At 70.6% G+C, this 18,226-nt stretch carries 18 protein-coding genes and 1 riboswitch; of the genes, 5 read left to right on the top strand and 13 right to left on the bottom strand.

Annotated features, from left to right (window positions below; all coding sequences use genetic code 11):
• Nucleotides 1-290: 290 nt before the first annotated feature.
• The 10 genes from JIAGA_RS0119975 to rpe form a co-directional block, all read right to left on the bottom strand.
• Nucleotides 291-1,619, bottom strand: coding sequence for a hypothetical protein (locus tag JIAGA_RS0119975; protein WP_026877039.1), 1,329 nt, complete (start codon nucleotides 1,617-1,619; stop codon nucleotides 291-293).
• The gene (locus JIAGA_RS0119970; RefSeq protein WP_026877038.1) at nucleotides 1,616-2,140 is read right to left on the bottom strand and encodes a SigE family RNA polymerase sigma factor; all 525 of its coding nucleotides are present in this window, start codon (nucleotides 2,138-2,140) and stop codon (nucleotides 1,616-1,618) included. Before JIAGA_RS0119970 ends, JIAGA_RS0119975 begins: the two co-directional genes overlap by 4 nt.
• Before the next feature lie 135 nt (nucleotides 2,141-2,275).
• Nucleotides 2,276-3,133, bottom strand: coding sequence for an ATP phosphoribosyltransferase (gene hisG, locus JIAGA_RS0119965; RefSeq protein ID WP_026877037.1), 858 nt, complete (start codon nucleotides 3,131-3,133; stop codon nucleotides 2,276-2,278).
• 14 nt (nucleotides 3,134-3,147) lie between these two features.
• Nucleotides 3,148-3,411 carry a phosphoribosyl-ATP diphosphatase gene (locus JIAGA_RS0119960; RefSeq protein ID WP_026877036.1) on the bottom strand — a complete coding sequence of 88 codons (264 nt, stop codon included), beginning with the start codon at nucleotides 3,409-3,411 and terminating at the stop codon, nucleotides 3,148-3,150.
• A gap of 91 nt (nucleotides 3,412-3,502) precedes the next feature.
• The gene (gene ribH / locus JIAGA_RS0119955; protein WP_026877035.1) at nucleotides 3,503-3,979 is read right to left on the bottom strand and encodes a 6,7-dimethyl-8-ribityllumazine synthase; all 477 of its coding nucleotides are present in this window, start codon (nucleotides 3,977-3,979) and stop codon (nucleotides 3,503-3,505) included.
• Between the two features lie 26 nt (nucleotides 3,980-4,005).
• Nucleotides 4,006-5,262: a bifunctional 3,4-dihydroxy-2-butanone-4-phosphate synthase/GTP cyclohydrolase II gene (locus JIAGA_RS31080; protein WP_035812768.1), complete on the bottom strand. Its 1,257-nt coding sequence runs from the start codon at nucleotides 5,260-5,262 to the stop codon at nucleotides 4,006-4,008.
• Complete coding sequence (locus JIAGA_RS0119945; protein ID WP_026877034.1) at nucleotides 5,259-5,852, bottom strand: riboflavin synthase; 594 nt, start codon at nucleotides 5,850-5,852, stop codon at nucleotides 5,259-5,261. Before JIAGA_RS0119945 ends, JIAGA_RS31080 begins: the two co-directional genes overlap by 4 nt.
• A gap of 3 nt (nucleotides 5,853-5,855) precedes the next feature.
• On the bottom strand, nucleotides 5,856-6,887 hold the full coding sequence (gene ribD / locus JIAGA_RS0119940) for a bifunctional diaminohydroxyphosphoribosylaminopyrimidine deaminase/5-amino-6-(5-phosphoribosylamino)uracil reductase RibD (RefSeq protein ID WP_342673707.1): 1,032 nt from the start codon (nucleotides 6,885-6,887) through the stop codon (nucleotides 5,856-5,858).
• A gap of 134 nt (nucleotides 6,888-7,021) precedes the next feature.
• A riboswitch (FMN riboswitch) is annotated at nucleotides 7,022-7,164 on the bottom strand.
• A gap of 55 nt (nucleotides 7,165-7,219) precedes the next feature.
• Nucleotides 7,220-7,696: a Uma2 family endonuclease gene (locus JIAGA_RS33995; RefSeq protein ID WP_342673665.1), complete on the bottom strand. Its 477-nt coding sequence runs from the start codon at nucleotides 7,694-7,696 to the stop codon at nucleotides 7,220-7,222.
• Between the two features lie 300 nt (nucleotides 7,697-7,996).
• Nucleotides 7,997-8,659, bottom strand: coding sequence for a ribulose-phosphate 3-epimerase (gene rpe, locus JIAGA_RS0119930; RefSeq protein WP_026877032.1), 663 nt, complete (start codon nucleotides 8,657-8,659; stop codon nucleotides 7,997-7,999).
• 155 nt (nucleotides 8,660-8,814) lie between these two features.
• Here rpe and JIAGA_RS0119925 point away from each other — a divergent pair, with 155 nt between their 5' ends.
• The 4 genes from JIAGA_RS0119925 to JIAGA_RS0119910 all read left to right on the top strand — a co-directional run bounded on the left by JIAGA_RS0119925 (nucleotide 8,815) and on the right by JIAGA_RS0119910 (nucleotide 12,723).
• The gene (locus tag JIAGA_RS0119925) at nucleotides 8,815-9,150 is read left to right on the top strand and encodes a YciI family protein (protein ID WP_026877031.1); all 336 of its coding nucleotides are present in this window, start codon (nucleotides 8,815-8,817) and stop codon (nucleotides 9,148-9,150) included.
• Entirely contained in the window at nucleotides 9,147-10,391 is a 1,245-nt protein-coding gene (locus tag JIAGA_RS0119920; protein ID WP_026877030.1) for an RNA polymerase sigma factor, read from the top strand. Before JIAGA_RS0119925 ends, JIAGA_RS0119920 begins: the two co-directional genes overlap by 4 nt.
• A gap of 78 nt (nucleotides 10,392-10,469) precedes the next feature.
• Entirely contained in the window at nucleotides 10,470-11,882 is a 1,413-nt protein-coding gene (locus JIAGA_RS0119915; RefSeq protein ID WP_026877029.1) for an MFS transporter, read from the top strand.
• A gap of 79 nt (nucleotides 11,883-11,961) precedes the next feature.
• Nucleotides 11,962-12,723, top strand: a complete 762-nt coding sequence (locus JIAGA_RS0119910; protein ID WP_026877028.1) for a DUF899 family protein — start codon at nucleotides 11,962-11,964, stop codon at nucleotides 12,721-12,723.
• A 73-nt stretch (nucleotides 12,724-12,796) separates the two neighbouring features.
• Here JIAGA_RS0119910 and JIAGA_RS0119905 read toward each other — a convergent pair whose 3' ends face one another.
• The gene (locus JIAGA_RS0119905; protein WP_026877027.1) at nucleotides 12,797-14,314 is read right to left on the bottom strand and encodes an MFS transporter; all 1,518 of its coding nucleotides are present in this window, start codon (nucleotides 14,312-14,314) and stop codon (nucleotides 12,797-12,799) included.
• 73 nt (nucleotides 14,315-14,387) lie between these two features.
• Here JIAGA_RS0119905 and JIAGA_RS0119900 point away from each other — a divergent pair, with 73 nt between their 5' ends.
• The gene (locus tag JIAGA_RS0119900; protein ID WP_035812766.1) at nucleotides 14,388-14,972 is read left to right on the top strand and encodes a TetR/AcrR family transcriptional regulator; all 585 of its coding nucleotides are present in this window, start codon (nucleotides 14,388-14,390) and stop codon (nucleotides 14,970-14,972) included.
• Here JIAGA_RS0119900 and JIAGA_RS0119895 read toward each other — a convergent pair.
• A complete protein-coding gene (locus JIAGA_RS0119895; RefSeq protein WP_157553692.1) occupies nucleotides 14,969-16,618 on the bottom strand; it encodes a CTP synthase in 1,650 nt (549 codons plus the stop codon). The genes JIAGA_RS0119900 and JIAGA_RS0119895 overlap by 4 nt on opposite strands.
• A 450-nt stretch (nucleotides 16,619-17,068) precedes the next feature.
• Nucleotides 17,069-18,166: a glycosyltransferase family 4 protein gene (locus tag JIAGA_RS0119890; protein ID WP_035812764.1), complete on the bottom strand. Its 1,098-nt coding sequence runs from the start codon at nucleotides 18,164-18,166 to the stop codon at nucleotides 17,069-17,071.
• Between the last annotated feature and the right edge of the window lie 60 nt (nucleotides 18,167-18,226).

Below are 18,226 nucleotides of genomic sequence, written 5' to 3'. Positions count from 1 at the left end.
TCCACGGAGCACCGACCCGGCGCGGTTGCACGGCCGGCCGTGCGGCCCTGGGCGTATCGACGACCAGCAAGAAGCCCCGGCGTGGAGTCGCAGCAGCACACGCCGGGGCTCAGCTGGGATCACTGGTGTAGACGCACCTAACCCAACCACCACCAAGCCTACGTTGACGGGCGCTAGGCCGGATGTCTCGATGATCGACCAACTACGTCAGGGATCCGCCCGGCGTAGAGGCTGACGTCGAGCCGCAGGGAGCGAACGGGGATCGGTGTTGAGCCGATCCCCGTCGTGCGTCAGTCGGTGTTCGACGCCGGGGTCGCGGTCACCCCGCGCCGCGGGATGGCGTTCTTGAGCGCCGCTCCGACGTCACGGTCGGTGTCGACCGGCGCACCGGCACCGATCCTCACGAAGTAGCTGCCGAGGCCTGCGAATCCACCCGCGGCCAGAGCGACGTCGGCGTCGTCGAGCTCCTGGAAGTAGGTCTCGCTGCCGAACCACGATTCGCACGCTCCTGACGCGTCGGCGGTGCAGAGGTTCTCGTAGAAGCGGTCGTCCTGCCACACCACCAGGTCGACCTCGACGTCGTCGGCCGTGCGGTAGCGGGCCACGATGGTCGACGGGTCGCCGTCGTCGAACGACGTCCGGGTCAGCTCACCCAACCCGAGCCCGGTTTCGAACGCCTCCTCGATCTGCGGCCACGTGTCCCGGGCCAATTCCATGTCCCACCCGGTGACGAGCTCTCCCACGTCGTACTCCGACCCCGCCGACCAGGCGGCCTCGACCACCGCGTTGGCCTCTTCGAAGGTGAGCGTCTCGGCGAAGTCGCCGACGGTGTCGGTCGCGGTGCCGACATCGTGGATCGTCGAGCTCCACTCGACCATCGCGGCGACGCTGCCGCCCTCGGCGACCGCGACGCCTGTGTCGTCACCGGCTTGGCCGACGATGCGCCACCGGCTGTCGTCGTCGTAACCCTGCTCGCACGGCGCCCAGGTGGCGACGCCGTCGGGAACCTCCGCAGGCTCGCGGCACGGCTGGAACTCCGGCAGGTCGGGCCGTGCTTCCTGGAGCCGGATGTCGACCGTGAACGTCGTACCCCCGCGAACGGCGGAGAACAGCAGGCCGGGACCACTCCCAGGCTGCTCTCGTACGACGGGACCACTGGCCAGCGCGAGGTCCGCGGGCAGTGCGCTGCTCACAGCCGTCCAGAGGTCGAGCTGGCTTCCCGGCATCGACACCACGCCTTCGGGCGAGACCTCGGCGAAGATCGTCGACGCGTGGGAACGCGTCGACTCGCTCAGCCCCGCCCCGGACTGGGGGCCAAGGCCGTGGAGTTCGAAAGCGTCGTCCCGGGCGGGCACGCTCGCCGGGGTGTCGTAGGGCCAGACCTGGTTGCTGGGGTCGGATGCCGCGGGCGCGCCGTCGCCGTCGGGGACGAGCACGGGCGCGACGACCACGCCCGCGCCCACGACGGCGAGCACCGCCACGCCGCCGCCGATGCGGGTGCGCCGGCGCCGGGAGCGCAGGGCACGGCCGCGGGCGATGTCGTCGTCCACGGGTATCTGCCCGCGGGGTTCCCCGGCCAGGGCCTGTTCGAACAGTTCCTTCAGCTTCGCGTCGGTCATACCGCATCCCTCAATGCCACGAGCTCGTCGGCGCCCAGCAGTTCGCGCAACCGTTCCAGGCCGCGCGCCGTTTGGCTCTTGACGTTGCCGGAGCTGCAGTCGAGCAGTTCGGCGACCTGCTCGACGGAGAGGTCCTCCCAGAAGCGCAGCACCAGCACCGCCCGCTGCCGGGCCGGTACTCGTGCCAGCGCGGCCATGAGCCGGTCGCGGGTGTCGGGGGCGCCCAGGTCGGCGGGGTCACCGTGGCCGACGCGGTCAGGGACCGTGTCGACGGCGTGTTCGCGCCGCCAGGGCCGGCGGGTGCTGTCGATGTAGGCGTTGAGCAGGGTCCGGCGGGCGTATCCGACCGCGTCCTCGCGGCGGCGCACCTTCCGCCACGACACGTACACCTTGGCGAGAGTCTCCTGGACGACGTCCTCGGCGGCGTGCCAGTCGCCGGTGAGCAGGAACGCTGTCCGCAACAGGGTGCGGCGGCGCGCGCCGACGAACTCGCGATACGACGCCTCGTCGACTCCCGCCATGAACCCGCCTCCCCGCCCGTCCTCACCATGGTGACGGATGACGAGCGATTCCGGGTTGCATGCACCCTTCGCCCGTGATCATGTTCCCTCGCGGGCCGTCAGCGACCGCAAGGGAACATGATCACGGGACGTGGCTCAGATGCGGCAGGCGAGGATGTCGGTGACGAGGATGGCCCGGGCACCGATGGCCCACAGATCGTCCATGACTCGCTGGGCATCCGCGCGCGGCACCATGGCCCGGACGGCGACCCACCCCTCGCGGTGCAGCGGCGACACCGTCGGGGACTCCAGCCCCGGGGTGAGCGCGTTCGCCTCCTCCACCCGCTCGGCGCGGATGTCGTAGTCCATCATCACGTACCCGCGGGCCACCAGGACGCCGTTGAGCCGGCGCAGCAGCAGGTCAACGGCCGGCGGGCGGGCGCCGTCGGAGCGAGCCACCAGGACCGCCTCGGACTTCAGGATCGGCTCGCCGACGATCTCGAGACCAGCCTGCCGCAGCGTGGTGCCGGTCTCGACGACGTCGGCGATGACGTCGGCGACGCCGAGCTGAACGGCGGTCTCGACCGCGCCGTCCAGGCGGATCACCGACGCGTCGACACCGCGGTCGGCGAGGTAGGTCTCCAGCAACCCGGCGTAGGAGGTGGCCACCCGCAGGCCGGCGAAGTCGGAGACCTTCTCCGCGGTACCGGGCCGGGCGGCGAAGTGGAACGTGGACCCGCCGAACCCGAGCGCCAGCACCTCCTCGGCGGCCGAACCGGAGTCCAGCAGCAGGTCGCGGCCGGTGACGCCGACGTCGACGGTGCCGGAACCGACGTAGACGGCGATGTCGCGCGGACGCAGGTAGAAGAACTCGACGTTGTTGTCGGGGTCGCGCAGCACGAGGTCGCGGGCGCCGTTGGAGCGCTGGCGGTAGCCCGCCTCGCGCAGCATCTCGGCGGCCGGGCCGGCGAGAGAGCCCTTGTTGGGCACGGCGATGCGCAGGGTCGTGGACATGGAAGGAACGCCTTTCAGAGCTTCTCGTACACGTCGTCGAGAGTGACGCCGCGTGCCAACATCAGGACCTGGACGTGGTAGAGCAGCTGGGAGATCTCTTCGGCCGCCCGCTCGGTGCTCTCGTGCTCGGCCGCCATCCAGGCTTCGGCGGCTTCCTCCACGACCTTCTTCCCGACGTGATGGACGCCATGGCGGACCGCCTCGACCGTGCCGGAGCCGGGCTCACCGGACTCCACCTTGGCGGACAGCTCGACCCACAGGTCCTCGAAACTCTTCACGTCGCACAAGGGTACGGAAACGCGGCGGCCCCGCGCCCGCAAGGTTCACGGGCCGGACACCGCGGCCAGGGCGCCGCGCCCCGCGCACCATTCAGGCGTAGCAGTCGCGCAGCGCCACCACCGTGGCCAGCGCGGCCTGCGTGGCCTCGTAGCCCTTGTCCTCCTTCGACCCCTGCAGGCCGGCGCGGTCCAACGCCTGCTGCTCGTCGTCGCAGGTCAGCACGCCGAAGCCGACCGGGACCCCGGTGTCGACGGCTACCCTGGTCAAACCGTCGGTGGCGGCCTGGCAGACGTAGTCGAAGTGCGGCGTCTCGCCACGCACGACGACGCCAAGCGCGACGACGGCGTCGTACCCGGCGCGCGCCAGCCGGGCCGCCGCGACCGGCAGCTCGAACGATCCAGGCACCCGCAGCACCAACGCGTCGCGCACCTCGGCTTCCTCCAAGGCCCGGTGGGCGCCGGCGAGCAGCCCGTCCATGACGGTCTGGTGCCACAGCGCGGCCACCACCGCGACCCGGAGGTCGCTCACCTTCTCCACGCGCAACTCCGGCGCGCCCTCACCGCTCATGCCAGGTTCCCTTCCGCTTGTCCGATCTAGGGTGTGTCGGCGTCGGCCGGCGACGAGCCTTGCAGATCGCCGAGGTCGTGGCCCATCCGATCCCGCTTCGTGGTCAGGTAGCGCAGGTTCTCCGGGTTGGCCGACGGCGGCAGCGCCACCCGCTCGGCCAGCTTGAGCCCGTAACCCTCGACCCCCGTCAGCTTGGCCGGGTTGTTCGTCATCAGCGCGATGGTGCGCACGCCGAGGTCGGCGAGGATCTGCGCACCCGTGCCGTAGTCGCGGGCGTCGGCCGGCAGCCCCAGCTCGACATTGGCGTCGACGGTGTCCAGCCCGCCGTCCTGCAGCTGGTAGGCCTGCAGCTTGTGCACCAGGCCGATGCCGCGGCCCTCGTGCCCGCGCAGGTAGACGACGACGCCACGGCCGGCCTCCGCCACCAGGTCGAGCGCGACGCGCAGCTGTGGTCCGCAGTCGCAGCGCAGCGAGCCGAGGGCGTCGCCGGTCAGGCATTCGGAGTGCAGCCGCACCAGGACCGCGTCGTCGCCCACGTCGTCGGCACCGACGTCCCCCATCACCAGCGCCACGTGCTCGCTGCCGTCGAGCACGTCGCGGTAGGCGTGCGCGGTGAACGTGCCGTGGGCGGTGGGCAGCCGGGTGGTGGCGACCCGCTCGACCTGCCGCTCGGTGCGCCGCCGATACCGGATGAGGTCGGCGATGGAGATCATGGCCAGGCCGTGCCGGTCGGCGAACTCCCGCAGGGCGGGCGCACGCATCATCGACCCGTCGTCGTGGACGATCTCGCACAGCACGCCGGCCGGTGACAGCCCGGCCAGCCGGGCGAGATCGACCGCGGCCTCGGTGTGGCCGGGCCGGCGCAGCACGCCGCCCTCCATCGCGCGCAGCGGGAAGACGTGGCCGGGCCGGCTCAGCTCGTACGGCTCGGTGGCGGAGTCGGCCAGGACCCGCGCGGTGTGCGCCCGCTCTGTGGCGGAGATGCCGGTGGTGACGCCGTGCCGCGCGTCGACGGAGATGGCGAATGCCGTGCCCTTGCGGTCCTCGTTCACCGCGGTCATGGGCGGCAGCTTCAGCCGGTCCAGCTCGCTGCCCAGCATCGGCACGCAGACGACACCGGAGGTGTGCCGGATGGTGAATCCCATGAGCTCGGGCGTGGCCCGGGATGCGGCGAAGATGAGGTCGCCTTCGTTCTCGCGGTCCTCGTCGTCGACGACCACCACGGCTTTGCCGGCCGCGATGTCGGCGATGGCCCGTTCGACGGTGTCCAGGTCGACGGTCATCGGTCCACCTCCGTCAGCCGCTCCACGTACTTGGCGACGACGTCGACCTCCAGGTTGACCTGGTCGCCCGGTTGCCGCCGGCCCAACGTCGTGAGCTGGAGCGTCGTTGGGATGAGGCTCACCTCGAACCAACCCGGGCCGAGACCGGACACCGTCAGTGACACCCCGTCGACGGCGATGGAACCCTTCTCGGCGATGTAGCGCATCAATCCGGCCGGCGCCTCGACCCGCACGACGTCCCACCGCTGGCCCGGCGTGCGGGACACGACCGTGCCGACGCCGTCGACGTGGCCCTGGACGATGTGGCCGCCCAGACGGTCGGACGCCCGTACTGCCCGCTCAAGGTTCACGACGTCGCCGGGCGTCAGCTTGGCGAGGGTGGAGCGGTCGAACGTCTCCCGCATGACGTCGACGGTGAACCGGTCACCGTCGACGTCGACGACGGTGAGGCACACGCCGTCGACCGCGATGGACGCTCCGTGCACGGCGTCGCTGACGACCTTCGGGCCGCGGACGGTGAGCGTGCCGTCGTCGGCGTCGCCGCCGATGGCGACCAGTTCTCCCAGTTCTTCGACGATCCCGGTGAACATGCCTCACGCCTTCCTGAGCTCTTGCGGGGTTCCGGTGATCCTGATGTCGCCGCCGACGACCGCGACGTCGCTGACGTCGAGCCGGATGGCGGCGCCGATGGTGGTGACGCCGGCGTCGGCCAGGGCGGCCGGTCCGGCGCCGAGCAGCGCGGGTGCGACATAGCCGACGACGCGGTCGACCAGGCCGACCCGCCAGAACGCGCCGGCCAGAGTGGGCCCGCCTTCGAGCAGGACGTAGCGCTGGCCGCGCTCGTGGAGGCGGTGCAGCAGCTTGGCGAGATCGACCCGGCCGTCGGGGGCCGCGCCCACGTCCTCGGCCGTCGCGATCCAGGTGGGCGCCTCGTCGTCACGAACCCGTGCGGTGGCGGGGGTTCGCCCGGAGGTGTCGACGACGACGCGTAGCGGCTGGCGGACTGTGTGGTCGGTGCCGGGCCGGGCGGTGAGCTGCGGATCGTCGGCGAGGACGGTCCCGACACCGGCGACGACGGTGTCGACCGCGGCCCGCAGCCGGTGCACGTCCGCGCGAGCGTCCGGGCCGGTGATCCAGCGGCTGGTGCCGTCGGCGGCGGCGCTGCGGCCGTCGAGCGTGGCGGCGAACTTCCACACCACGAACGGCCGGCCGGTGCGGAACGGGGTGAGCCATCGCGCGTTGGCCCGAGCAGCGGCGTCGGCCAGGACGCCGGTTTCGACGTCGACGCCGTGCGCCCGCAGCGTGGCAGTGCCGCCGGCGGCGACCGGATTCGGGTCGGCCACGGCGACGACGACCCGGCGGACGCCGGCCTCGATCAGCGCCCGGGTGCACGGACCGGTGCGCCCGGTGTGGTCGCACGGCTCGAGGGTGACCACCGCGGTGCCGCCGCGGGCACGGTCACCGGCCCGCGTCAGGGCCTCGATCTCGGCATGAGGGCCGCCCGGGCGCTCGTGCCAGCCCTCACCGACGGGACGGCCCGCGGGGTCGAGGACCACGCAGCCGACCTCAGGGTTGGGGGGCGTCGTGAGCTCGCCGCGCGCGGCGAGCTCGATGGCTCGGCGCATCGCCGCCAGCTCCGCCTCCGTGGCCACCGGGCCCTCCTCGCTCTTGTCGAGCGGGCTCCGGGGCAAGTGCGGTCAGTGCCGCGTACGGCCGAGCGGACTGGACGCGCGGCAGAGCGCGACCAGCCACGACGGCCGCGCGTGCTTCCTCCCATCCGGACTTTAACCGTCGGTCCCGGAGTTCCACCGGGTCAACCGTCCGCCGTCCTGGTGGGGACGAGCGGCCGGGTCGCGGACTGTCACCGCCGGTTCGGACTTTCACCGACCCCGGAGCACGCGTGGTGTCTCGTCCAGAATAACCGGTCACCACCGCGGCGCATTCCCAGTGGGTGGCGTCAGGCCTGTTTCAGCAACGCCGCCCAGCGATCGACCAGCGCAGGTACATCGACGGTGACCGGCCACGGGTGGTCGGTGCTGAACGCCTCGGACGTGTACGGCGTGCGGTAGGCGTACTCACCGGTCGCTTCGTCCAGGCGCAGCTCGGCGATGCGGATGTCGGCGGGGTCCCGCTCCGGCACGACGATCCAGTACGCCGGAACCCCCGCCCGGGCGTAGAGTGCCCGCTTCGTCGCCGTGTCGCGGAGCACCGAGGTCGGCGAGACGACCTCGACGGCCAGCGACAGCTTGTCGACCGGGAACGGGGTGATGTCCAACACCGACACGTGGGCGACCACCACGTCCGGCCGTGGCTCGTTGTGGTCGCCCACCGTGACGGACTGTCGGCACTGGCGACGTACCCCTGCTGCGGATTGGCATGGTCGAGCACGTTCACCAGCCAGTAGGCGATGAGGTTGTGGCTCAACGTGGCCCATGGCGACACGATGATGCTCCCGTCGATCAGCTCGTACCGCGGACCGTTGTCCGGCAGTGCATGCAGATCGGCCACCGTGTAACCCATCGTCGACCTGGGACTGCGGCTCAGCAGCTGTGCAGCGCTCACAGCGCCTCCCGATTCGGTCTCCTCGGCCATACGGCCAAGGTACGCGGGCAATCCGCGACGCGCAGGACGCTAACCGCGTGCGCCGGTCGCTGTCGCTGGGCCACGTTGGCCCGACGACTTGCCCGTTTCCGGGCTAACGCGCAGGGCTAACGGCGTGCGTCCAGGCTTACGCTCAGCCGGTGGCGTTGCCCGCGAGGCGGCGCAGGTCGTCGATGGCCTTCGCGGCGTCGTCGGCGCCGTACACGGCGGATCCGGCCACGAACACGTCGGCGCCGGCGCCGGCACACCGCTCGATCGTCTCGCCGGACACTCCCCCGTCGACCTGGACCCACACGTCGAGGCCGGACCGCGACACCATCTCCCGCGCCCGGCGGATCTTCGGCAGGCATACGTCGAGGAAGCTCTGGCCGCCGAAGCCCGGTTCGACGGTCATGACCAGCAGCATGTCGATCTCCGGCAGCAGCGCCTCGAAGGGCTCGACCGGGGTGGCCGGTTTGAGCGCGACCCCGGCCCGCGCCCCATGCCGGCGGATCTCACGGGCCAGGCGGACCGGCGCGGCCGCGGCCTCGACGTGGAAGGTGACGTTGTGGGCACCGGCCTCGGCGTACCCGGGCGCCCATCGGTCGGGGTCGTCGATCATCAGGTGGCAGTCGACCGGCAGCGTCGTGCGAGCCAGGATCGCCTCGACGACCGGCAGGCCGAGGGTCAGGTTGGGCACGAAGTGGTTGTCCATGACGTCGACGTGCACCAGGTCCGCGTCGCCGATGCGGGCGATCTCGGACTCGAGGTTCGCGAAATCGGCGGACAGGATGCTCGGCGCGATCTGGATACCCACGACCGCCCAGGTTACCGGTATGACGCTCAGCGACAGGTCGTGGTGCCGATACTGCCGAGGGGCAGGTCGCTCGGCGACGTGGCCGCCTCCGGGGCGGTCGTGGGCCTTCGGTTGAGTTCCGCAGGCAGCGTCGTGATCGTGCCAGACTCTCGCTCATGAGATACGCCCTGTTGATCTGCAATGACGAGTCGATCTCACCGAGCATGGAAGAACTGAATGCCGATCCGGTACACCAGGCTTGGTCTGCAGACCTGGACCGGCGCCGCGCCGAGTTGTACGGCGCCCGACTGCGGCCGGTCGCCAACGCAACGACGGTCCGGGTGCGCAACGGTGAAACCCTGGTCTCCGACGGCCCATTCGCGGAGACCAAGGACTTCGTCGGCGGCGTCGTATTCATCGAGTGCGCCGATCTTGACGAGGCGATCGAGATCGCCAGAGGTCACCCGTATGCCCTGCACGGGAGCGTCGAGATCCGCCCGGTCTGGGAATGACCGCCTCCGACGACGCCGCGACTCCTCCCGACGATGCGGTACGAGCCGCGGTCGACGCGGCGTATCGCGACGAATGGGGTCAGGTGGTCGCGACCCTGATCGGCATGACCCGCGATTGGGATCTGGCCGAAGATTGTGCCCAGGAGGCGTTCGCGGCCGCGCTGTCGACCTGGCGGCGGGACGGCATACCGAGCCGGCCGGGCGCCTGGCTCACTACGGCCGCACGGAACCGCGCGACCGACCGGCTACGGCGCGACATGGCCGGCAAGGCAAAGCTTCGCGAGCTGGCCGTGTTGGCCCGCGATGCTCCGGATGAGCCGAATCTGGAAGAGATTCCGGACGAGCGGCTACGGTTGATCTTCACCTGCTGCCACCCGGCGCTGCCGTTCGAGGCCAGGATCGCGCTCACGCTGCGCACCCTCGCCGGGTTGACCACTCCGGAGATCGCGAAGGCGTTCCTCACCTCCGAAACCACGATGGCGCAACGGCTGGTCCGAGCCAAACGCAAGATCGCCGACGCCGGTATCCCGTACCGCGTTCCACCCGCCGAGCTGCTCCCCGAGCGACTAGCCGCGGTGCTGGCCGTACTCTATTTGATCTACAACGAGGGCTACGACCAGCAGGACGGTCGCCGGGCGCTCACGGCCGAGGCGATCCACCTCGCCAGGGTGCTCGTCGGCCTGATGCCCAACGAACCCGAGCCGCGTGGCCTGTTGGCATTGATGCTGCTCAACGAGGCGCGCCGAGCGACACGCACCAGGGACGGCATGTTGGTCCCGCTCGAAGATCAGGATCGGGCCAGGTGGGATCGTTCCATGATCGAGGAGGGGACCGCGGTCCTCGATCAGACGCTGACCATGCAGGGAACTGGGCCGTATCAGGTGCAGGCAGCCATCGCCGCCTGCCACACGACCGCACCAGACATGGGAAGCACCGACTGGCCTCAGATCGCGGCACTCTACGGCGAGCTGGGCCGCCTGGCGCCGTCCCCGGTGGTCGAGCTCAACCGCGCCGTGGCGATCGCGATGGCCGACGGCATTCCTGCCGGACTCGCGCTGGTGGATGAGCTTGCCGAGTCCGGCCGTCTCGACGGATATCACCTGCTGCCCGCGACCCGCGCCGACCTGCTCCGGCGGGACGGCCGGATGGCCGAGGCCAAGCTGGCATACGAGGAGGCGCTCAGCCTGGCACCGACCGAGGCCGAGCGCCGTTACCTGACGGGCCGCCTGCACGATTCTTGAGAGTTTCTCGGCGTGATGTCGATTCCGACTCGTCTCCTTCGTCGGTGGGTCAAAACCGGCGAGACGAGGAACGGACCGATGGCACAGGTAGCGACTCAACCCAGGATCATCACCGCGGCCGAACCGGCACAGCGGATCAGACGAGGCCTCGTGTTGGCCATGGCCTGTGCGGCCATGGCGATGGCAGGCCTCGACATGGCGATCGTGAACGTCGCGCTGCCATCGATGCAGCGCGAGTTCGGGGTCGAACACAGCACCCTGCAGTGGGTCGTCGTCGCGTACGGCCTGCTGCTCGGCGGTTTCCTCCTCCTCGGCGGAAGAATGGCCGACCGGCTGGGCCGCCGGCGCATCTTCATCGCCGGATTGGCGGTCTTCACCGGCGCGTCGTTTCTGGCCGGAGCAGCGCAGCAGGCCAGCGTGTTGATCGCGGCCCGTGCCGTGCAGGGTTTCGGCGCGGCGCTGATCGTCCCGGCGGCCCTGTCGTTGATCGCCGTGACGTTCGCGGAGGGACCGGAGCGTGACCGCGCCTTGGGCTTCTTCGGCGCCGTCGGCGGCATTGCCGCGTCGGTGGGCGTGGTCGCCAGCGGATTGCTGACCGCAGGACCGGGTTGGCGCTGGGCCTTCTACATCAACCTTCCGGCCGGACTGCTGTTGATCGGACTCGCGGTGGTTTTCGCTCCCGAACGGGCCGGCGACCGTAACGCGCGACTCGACATCGCCGGCGCGATCACGGTGACGGGAGGTCTGCTGCTGTGCGTCTACGCGCTGCACCATGCCGCCAGCGATGGCTGGGTTGCCGGGTCAACACTGGCGCTGTTCGCAGCGGCTGCCGTACTGCTGTCGGCGTTGGTGCGGATCGAAGCACGCACCGCGGCCCCGCTCATTCCGCCCGCCGCGCTGCGGAATCGGTCGCTCGTCGCCGCCAACCTCACCGCGTTCCTGGCGAGCTGCGCGTTCCTGGCGTTCATCTTCATCGGCTCACTGCTGATGCAGCAGGCGCTGGGCTATTCGCCGATCCTGACCGGTCTGGCATGGCTGGCCACGACGGCCACCATCTTCCCGGTCGCCATGACCGGCGGCCGGCTCGCCGCCAAGGTGGGCGTGCGTCGGCTCCTGATCACAGGGCTTTCGCTGTTTGCGGTCGCAGCGCTGTGGCTGGCCCGGATCCCGGGCGACGCTGGCTACGTCACCGATGTGTTGCCCGCTTTCCTGCTCGCCGGCATCGGCTTCGGACTGGTCGAGCCAGCGCTTCAGATCGGCGCCCTGACCGGCGTCTCTCAATCGGACTCGGGCCTGGCGTCCGGCCTGATCGAGACCACGCGCGAGGTCGGCGGCGCCGCCGGAGTCGCCGGGGTATCCACCGCGCTGGTCGCAGGATCCGGCATCCACGGTTTCCACACGGCCTTCGCCATCATCGCCGTCCTCGCCGCCCTCGGCATGGCGACCGCCATCGCCGGGTTCGCCCGCGGCAAACAGCGCGAGGAAGTCTGAACCACTTCCCTGCCGATGTCGATTCCCGGCCGCTCCCTTCGTCGGTAGGTACCACGATGGAACGAGAAGGAGACACGTCATGACGAACGAACCTGCCAACCTCGGCCAGCCGGTGACCGTCGACCGGGCAACCTTCCAGGCTGAACTGGAGCAGCTGCGGACTCGTGAGAAGGCGCACAGCCGGGAAGGCGACGCCATCGCCGCGGCCCGCCGGCGGCTACCGATGGTCGAGGTCGACGCGGGCAGCGCGCTGGTCGGACCGAACGGGCCGACCACTCTGCTGGATGCCTTCGACGGGCGTCGCCAGCTCATCGCGTACTACTTCATGTGGCACGAGGGCGCCACGACCGCCGAGGTGTGCGAGGGCTGCACGTTCTACACCGGCCAGGTTCGCGAGCTGTCCATCCTGCATTCGCGCGATACGACCTTCGCCGTGCTCTGCCAAGGGCCGTACCAGGAGAGCGTCCGCTATCGGGACTTCATGGGTTGGGATGTGCCCTGGTACTCGGCGCAGGAATCGGTGGGGGAACTCCTGGCCGGACGTCAAGTCGGCATGTTCTACCTGGTCTGCTACCTGCGGAGCGGTGACCGAGTGTTCGAGACGTACTCCACCAGCGGTCGAGGCGTCGAGGCGATGGACAACAGCTACCGGCTGCTGGACCTGACCGTCTATGGCCGCCAGGAACTCTGGCAGGACTCCCCGGCCGGCTGGCCGCAACCGTGGTCGAATCCGAACCTGGAGGAGAGCAAGGGCGGGCACCCGCACCCGTACCGTCTGCACGGGCGGCCGATCGCCCAATGGGCACGACTCGAAGCCGGGCGATCGGATGACGCATCCTGAGCTGTCGCCGCTTTCATCGGCTACGTGCGGAGTCGGCCGGCAAGGGGGCCGCCGCTCGACGCGATCATTCAGATCATTCGGACGGGGCGCGGCGCAGCACCACGAGGGCCTGGACGGCGGCCGCGGCCACGACGACGGCGCCGATGATGCTGGTGACGTGCACGGCTGTGGTGAACGCCGACTCCGCGGCCGCCAGGAGCGCCGGCCCAGACGATTGGTCGAGCCTCGCGGCGATGTCGACCGCGCCGCCCAGGGTGTCCCGGGCGCGGCCCATCGTCTCCGCGTCCACCCCGCTGACCGACCCGAGGCCGGCCGCGTAGACGGCGGTCAGCACGCTGCCGAGGACGGCCGTGCCCATGCCGCCGCCCACCTCGTACGCGGTCTCGGACACCGCCGCCGCGGCACCGGCCCGGTTCGGGTCGACCGAGCTCATGATGATGTTGTTCGTGATGGTCTGCACCAACCCGACACCACCACCGACCAGCACGAACGCGACCGCGATGAGCCCGGCTCCGGCGTCTGCGCCGGCCTGGGTCATCAGCAGGTAACCGGCGGCCACCGTCGACAGCGACACGAACAGCAGCCACGGTGTCGGCAGCCGCCGCATCAGCGGGACGGCGGCCAGGCCGGTCAGGATGGCCAGCGCGAGGCCGGGCACCAGAACCAGGCCCGCCCGCAGCGGACTCAGATCGAGCACCAGTTGCAGGTACTGGGTCATGAAGAACAGCGCGCCGATCATCGCGAACGTCGTCATCAGGTTGGTGACGACGGAGGCGCTGAACGCCGGGCGCGCGAACAGCGCCAGGTCCAGCAGTGGCGATTCCAGCTGGCGCTGCCGGCGCACGAACGCCACTCCGACCGCGAGGCCGGCGAGCAGTGCCAGCGCGTAGGTCCACGACAGCCCGTGAACCGCGAGCCCCTTGAGCCCGTAGACGATCAGCAGCATGGCGGCCAGCGACATCGCGGCGCTGGCGAGGTCGTACCGGCCCGGGTGCGGGTTGCGCGACTCCGGCACGAGGAACGGGCCGAGGATCAGCAGCAGCGCCATGACCGGCAGCGCGACCAGGAACACCGAACCCCACCAGAAGTGCTCCAGCATCCAGCCGCCGACGATCGGGCCGAGCGCGGCCCCGGCGGAGAACATGGTCGCCCAGATGGCGATGGCCAGGGTGCGCTGGCGGACGTCGTGGAACATGTTGCGGATCAGAGACAGCGTGGACGGCATAAGAGTGGCGCCGGCGATGCCGAGCAGCGCCCGAGCCCCGATCAGCATGGCCGGGTCGGTGGCGTAGGCGGCCAGCGCGGATGCCGCGCCGAACGCCGTCGCCCCTATGAGCAGCAGCTTGCGCCGGCCGATGCGGTCGCCGAGGGTGCCCATGGTCACCAGTAGCCCGGCGATCATGAAGCCGTAGACGTCGACGATCCACAGCAGCTGGGTGCCGCTGGGCGCGAGGTCCTCGCTCAGGTGCGGCACGGCGAAGCTCAGCACGGTCATGTCGATGGAGATCAGCAGCACCGGCAGGATGAGCACCACCAGCGCCGCCCACTCCCGCGGCCCGGCCAGCACCCGCTCCTGCTCCATCGTGGTCATCGTGCACTCTCCCGCGCTAAAATAAACCGTCCGGACGGTACAGTAACAGGCCCCGACACTAAGGTTGTTCCCCGTGCCACGCCCCTCTTCGCGCGACCGCATCCTCGACGCGCTCGAACGCATCCTCGTCGACACCGGCCTGCACGCGGTCACGCTCGAACACGTCGCCGAGGTGGCGGGGGTCTCGAAAGGTGGCCTGCTCTACCACTTCCCCAGCAAGGAAGCACTGATCACCGCGCTGGCGCGGCGGCTGGCGGAATCCGCCGAGGCGGAGTTCCAGCAGGCCGTCGAGTCCGACGACGTCATCGGCTTCTTCCTGCGCACGTCAGTGCCCGCCTCGGCCGAGGGCGCACTGTACTGGTCGCTACTGGCGGCGCTGCGCACCAACGACATCGCCAGCGCCGAAGCCCGTGACCACGTCATCTACTGCTTCGTGCGGTGGGCGCAGATCCTGCGCGAGCACATCGCCGACCCGGTGACCGCCGAGATGGTGCGGCTGGTCGGCGACGGGCTCTACCTCAGCGCACTGGCCGGGCTGCCGATGCCCGACCCGGCTCTACTCGACGAATTGCGCAACCGGCTGGTGGCCGAGGCGGCTGCCGGCGCCACCGCGCCCGACACCGCCGCCTCCGGCACTGTCGCCTCCGGTACCGACTAGGAGACCACCGCGGGTTCGACGTCCACCGGCAGCCGGGTCTCCTGCTGCCGTTCGACGGCGGCCGCCACCAGCCCGGCGAACAGCGGATGCGGCCGGGTGGGCCGAGACTTCAGCTCCGGGTGCGCCTGGGTGGCGACGAAGTACGGATGCACGTCGCGGGGCAGTTCGACGAACTCGACGAGGGTGCCGTCCGGCGACGTGCCCGACACCACCAGGCCGGCCTTCACCAGCGCGTCACGGTGGTGGTTGTTGACCTCGTAGCGGTGCCGGTGCCGCTCGGTGACCCGGTTGCTGCCGTACAACTCGCGCACCAGGGACCCGTCGGCGAGCGCGGCCGGATACGAGCCCAGCCGCATGGTGCCGCCGAGGTCGCCCTCCCCGGCCACGATGCCCTTCTGGTCCTCCATGGTGGCGATGACCGGCGTCGAGGTCTGGGGGTCGAACTCCGCCGAGCTGGCCTCGGGCAGCCCGGCCTCGGAGCGGGCGTACTCGATGACCATGCACTGCAGACCCAGGCACAGGCCGAGCGTCGGGATCCGGTGTTCGCGGGCGTACCGGATGGCGCCGATCTTGCCCTCGATGCCGCGGATGCCGAAGCCGCCCGGGATGACGACACCGTCGACGTCGTTCAACTGTGCGGCCGCGCCCTCCGGCGTCTCACACTCGTCGGACGGCACCCAGCGGATGTGCACCTTGGCGTCGTTGCCGAAGCCGCCGGCACGCAACGCCTCTGTGACCGACAGGTACGCATCAGGCAGGTCGACGTACTTGCCGACGAGCGCGACCGTGACGGCGTGCCGCGGGTGGTGGACCCGGCGCAGCAGCTCGTCCCAGGTGGTCCAGTCGACGTCTCGGAAGGACAGGCCCAGCCGCTTCACGACGTAGGCGTCCAGACCCTCGGCGTGCAGCACCTTCGGGATGTCGTAGATGGACGGCGCGTCGACGGCGGCCACCACGGCTTCGGCGTCGACGTCGCACATGAGCGAGATCTTGCGCTTCACGCCGACCGGGATGGGGCGGTCGGACCGGCACACGATGGCGTCCGGCGTGATACCGACCTGCCGCAGCGCGGCGACGGAGTGCTGCGTCGGCTTGGTCTTCAGCTCACCCGACGGCGCCAGGTACGGCACCAGGGAGACGTGCAGGAAGAAGCAGCGGTCGCGGCCGACGTCATGGCGGACCTGCCGGGCCGCCTCGAGGAACGGCAGCGACTCGATGTCGCCGACGGTGCCGCCGATCTCGTGGATGACCACGTCGACGTCGCCGTCGCCGATGGCCACCATGCGATCCTTGATCTCGTTGGTGATGTGCGGGATGACCTGGACGGTGTCGCCCAGGTACTCGCCGCGCCGCTCCTTCGCGATCACGTCGGAGTACACCTGGCCGGTGGTGACGTTCGCGGAGCGGTTGAGATCGCGGTCGAGGAAGCGCTCGTAGTGACCGACGTCGAGGTCGGTCTCGGCGCCGTCCTCGGTGACGAACACCTCGCCGTGCTGGAACGGGTTCATCGTCCCAGGGTCGACGTTCAAGTACGGATCGAGCTTCTGCATGGTGACCCGGAGCCCACGCGCGGTGAGAAGGCTCCCCAGTGACGAGGCCGTGAGCCCCTTACCGAGAGAGGAGGCGACGCCTCCGGTCACGAACACATGGGTGGTCGGCTGCAAGGCCAAGGAGGGCTCCCGTGGTCAATCTGGTCGGCTCGACCCGTCTTCGGGCCAACCGGTCTGCGTGTGCGGACCCTGGCGCGAGGACGCTCCAGAGCTGTTCCCACGGACCTCCAGCCTAACAGTTCCCCGGCCGCGGCTGTGCCGACGCGCCCGGACTCGATTCGTCATGGTGTCGGCGGCCGGGAATCGAGTCCCAACCTTGATGAGATCTTTCTCTATTCGGGGTGGCTTGCCGATCTTGGTCCGGTACGTTTGGCTTCGGCCACTTTCCCCCGTGGTGGCCATACCGCCCCCGCCGGACTCGCGGCTGGCGGGGGCGGACCCCTCTCCCCACCCAAATGATCACGTTCACCATGGGTGCACCCGCTTCACCAGGCATGTTTGCCTGGTGAAGCGAACACAGTCCTGCCGGAACCCCCGTGCCCCGCGTCACCGCGACCCGGCGAGCACCTCGCGACACAGGTCGGCCACCAGCCGCGCGTTGTCGTCCTCGTCCGGCCAGCTCGCCGCCTGCGCCAGCGCCCGCTTGCCCAGCTCGGCCCGGCGTCCGGCGTCGTCGAGCAGAGCGCTCACGGTGTCGGCGACCGCCGCCACGTCGCCGACGGGCACCACCTCGGCTCCGTCGCCGACCAGCTCCGGCACGCCGCCGGCCGCCGTCGTGACGACCGGCAGCCCGACCTGCATGGCCTCCTGGATGACGAGCGGACGGCCCTCCCACACCGAGGTCAGGACGTAGAGGTCGGCAGCGGCGAGCAGGTCGGGCACGTCGGTGCGCTGGCCGAGCAGCCGCACCGGGAGCCCGTCGCGGTCGATGACCTGTTGCAGGCGGGCGTGCTCCGGGCCGTGGCCAGCGACGACGACCAGCGGCTGCGGGTCGCGCAAGCGCCACCGCTCGGCCGCGGCCAGCAGGGTGTCCAGGCCTTTCTGTTCGGCCAGCCGGTTCACCGCCAGCAGCAACGGTCGGTCGACGGCGCCCAGGGACGCCCGGACGGCGTCGCGGTCACGGGTGGGCTCGCTGACGCGCGGTGCGGCCACCGGAGCCAGCCGCACGTCGGGCGCGCCCAGCTCGCGAGCCCGGGCCACCAGGTCCGACGACACACCCAGGGTGACGTCGGACCGGCGCGCGGCCAGCCGCTCGAGGCCGGCCAGCAGGACCCGCTTCGGACCGCTGGCCAGCACGGCGTTGTGCCACGTGGCCAGCAGCGGTACCCGGTCCGGACGCCGTCGGCCGAGCGCGAGTCCGGACAGCGCCGCGGCCCGGAAGCCGTGCGCGTGCACGACGTCGGTGCCGGCGAACGCCCGCCGCAGGCCCTGGACGGCGGCGAGGTCGGCGGGCGGGTTGGGCGCGCTGCCGATGGCGACCGGCGCGAACCGCGCACCGGCGCCGACGAAGTCGAACCGCTCCTGGGTCTCGGCCGGGCCGGCGACGCCCACGGTCACGCCGTGATCGCCGAGCCGCTCCACCAGGGACCGCACGTGCGCGCCGACGCCGCCGGCCGTCATGCCGACGACGATAGTGAGTCTCATGTGCGTGTTGCCTCCTGTGTCCGCCACCAGGCCTACTCCCGCTTCAACAGGTAAGCATGC

The organism is Jiangella gansuensis DSM 44835, assembly GCF_000515395.1.
Classification (GTDB): Bacteria; Actinomycetota; Actinomycetes; order Jiangellales; family Jiangellaceae; genus Jiangella; species Jiangella gansuensis.
Note: the sequence above shows the minus strand (reverse complement) of the source record. Positions and strands in the feature narration are given on the sequence as shown.

What these genes read in the sequence shown, in the direction of transcription:
- ribH (WP_026877035.1), bottom strand. Translation starts at nt 3,979, where the DNA reads ATGAGCGGTGAGGGCGCGCCGGAGTTGCGCGTGGAGAAGGTGAGCGAC.
- JIAGA_RS0119905 (WP_026877027.1), bottom strand. Translation starts at nt 14,314, where the DNA reads ATGACCACGATGGAGCAGGAGCGGGTGCTGGCCGGGCCGCGGGAGTGG.
- JIAGA_RS31080 (WP_035812768.1), bottom strand. Translation starts at nt 5,262, where the DNA reads ATGACCGTCGACCTGGACACCGTCGAACGGGCCATCGCCGACATCGCG.
- JIAGA_RS0119925 (WP_026877031.1), top strand. Translation starts at nt 8,815, where the DNA reads ATGAGATACGCCCTGTTGATCTGCAATGACGAGTCGATCTCACCGAGC.
- JIAGA_RS0119975 (WP_026877039.1), bottom strand. Translation starts at nt 1,619, where the DNA reads ATGACCGACGCGAAGCTGAAGGAACTGTTCGAACAGGCCCTGGCCGGG.
- JIAGA_RS0119970 (WP_026877038.1), bottom strand. Translation starts at nt 2,140, where the DNA reads ATGGCGGGAGTCGACGAGGCGTCGTATCGCGAGTTCGTCGGCGCGCGC.
- JIAGA_RS33995 (WP_342673665.1), bottom strand. Translation starts at nt 7,696, where the DNA reads ATGGGCCACGTTGAGCCACAACCTCATCGCCTACTGGCTGGTGAACGT.
- ribD (WP_342673707.1), bottom strand. Translation starts at nt 6,887, where the DNA reads ATGCGCCGAGCCATCGAGCTCGCCGCGCGCGGCGAGCTCACGACGCCC.
- JIAGA_RS0119890 (WP_035812764.1), bottom strand. Translation starts at nt 18,166, where the DNA reads ATGAGACTCACTATCGTCGTCGGCATGACGGCCGGCGGCGTCGGCGCG.
- hisG (WP_026877037.1), bottom strand. Translation starts at nt 3,133, where the DNA reads ATGTCCACGACCCTGCGCATCGCCGTGCCCAACAAGGGCTCTCTCGCC.
- JIAGA_RS0119920 (WP_026877030.1), top strand. Translation starts at nt 9,147, where the DNA reads ATGACCGCCTCCGACGACGCCGCGACTCCTCCCGACGATGCGGTACGA.
- JIAGA_RS0119945 (WP_026877034.1), bottom strand. Translation starts at nt 5,852, where the DNA reads ATGTTCACCGGGATCGTCGAAGAACTGGGAGAACTGGTCGCCATCGGC.
- JIAGA_RS0119915 (WP_026877029.1), top strand. Translation starts at nt 10,470, where the DNA reads ATGGCACAGGTAGCGACTCAACCCAGGATCATCACCGCGGCCGAACCG.
- JIAGA_RS0119910 (WP_026877028.1), top strand. Translation starts at nt 11,962, where the DNA reads ATGACGAACGAACCTGCCAACCTCGGCCAGCCGGTGACCGTCGACCGG.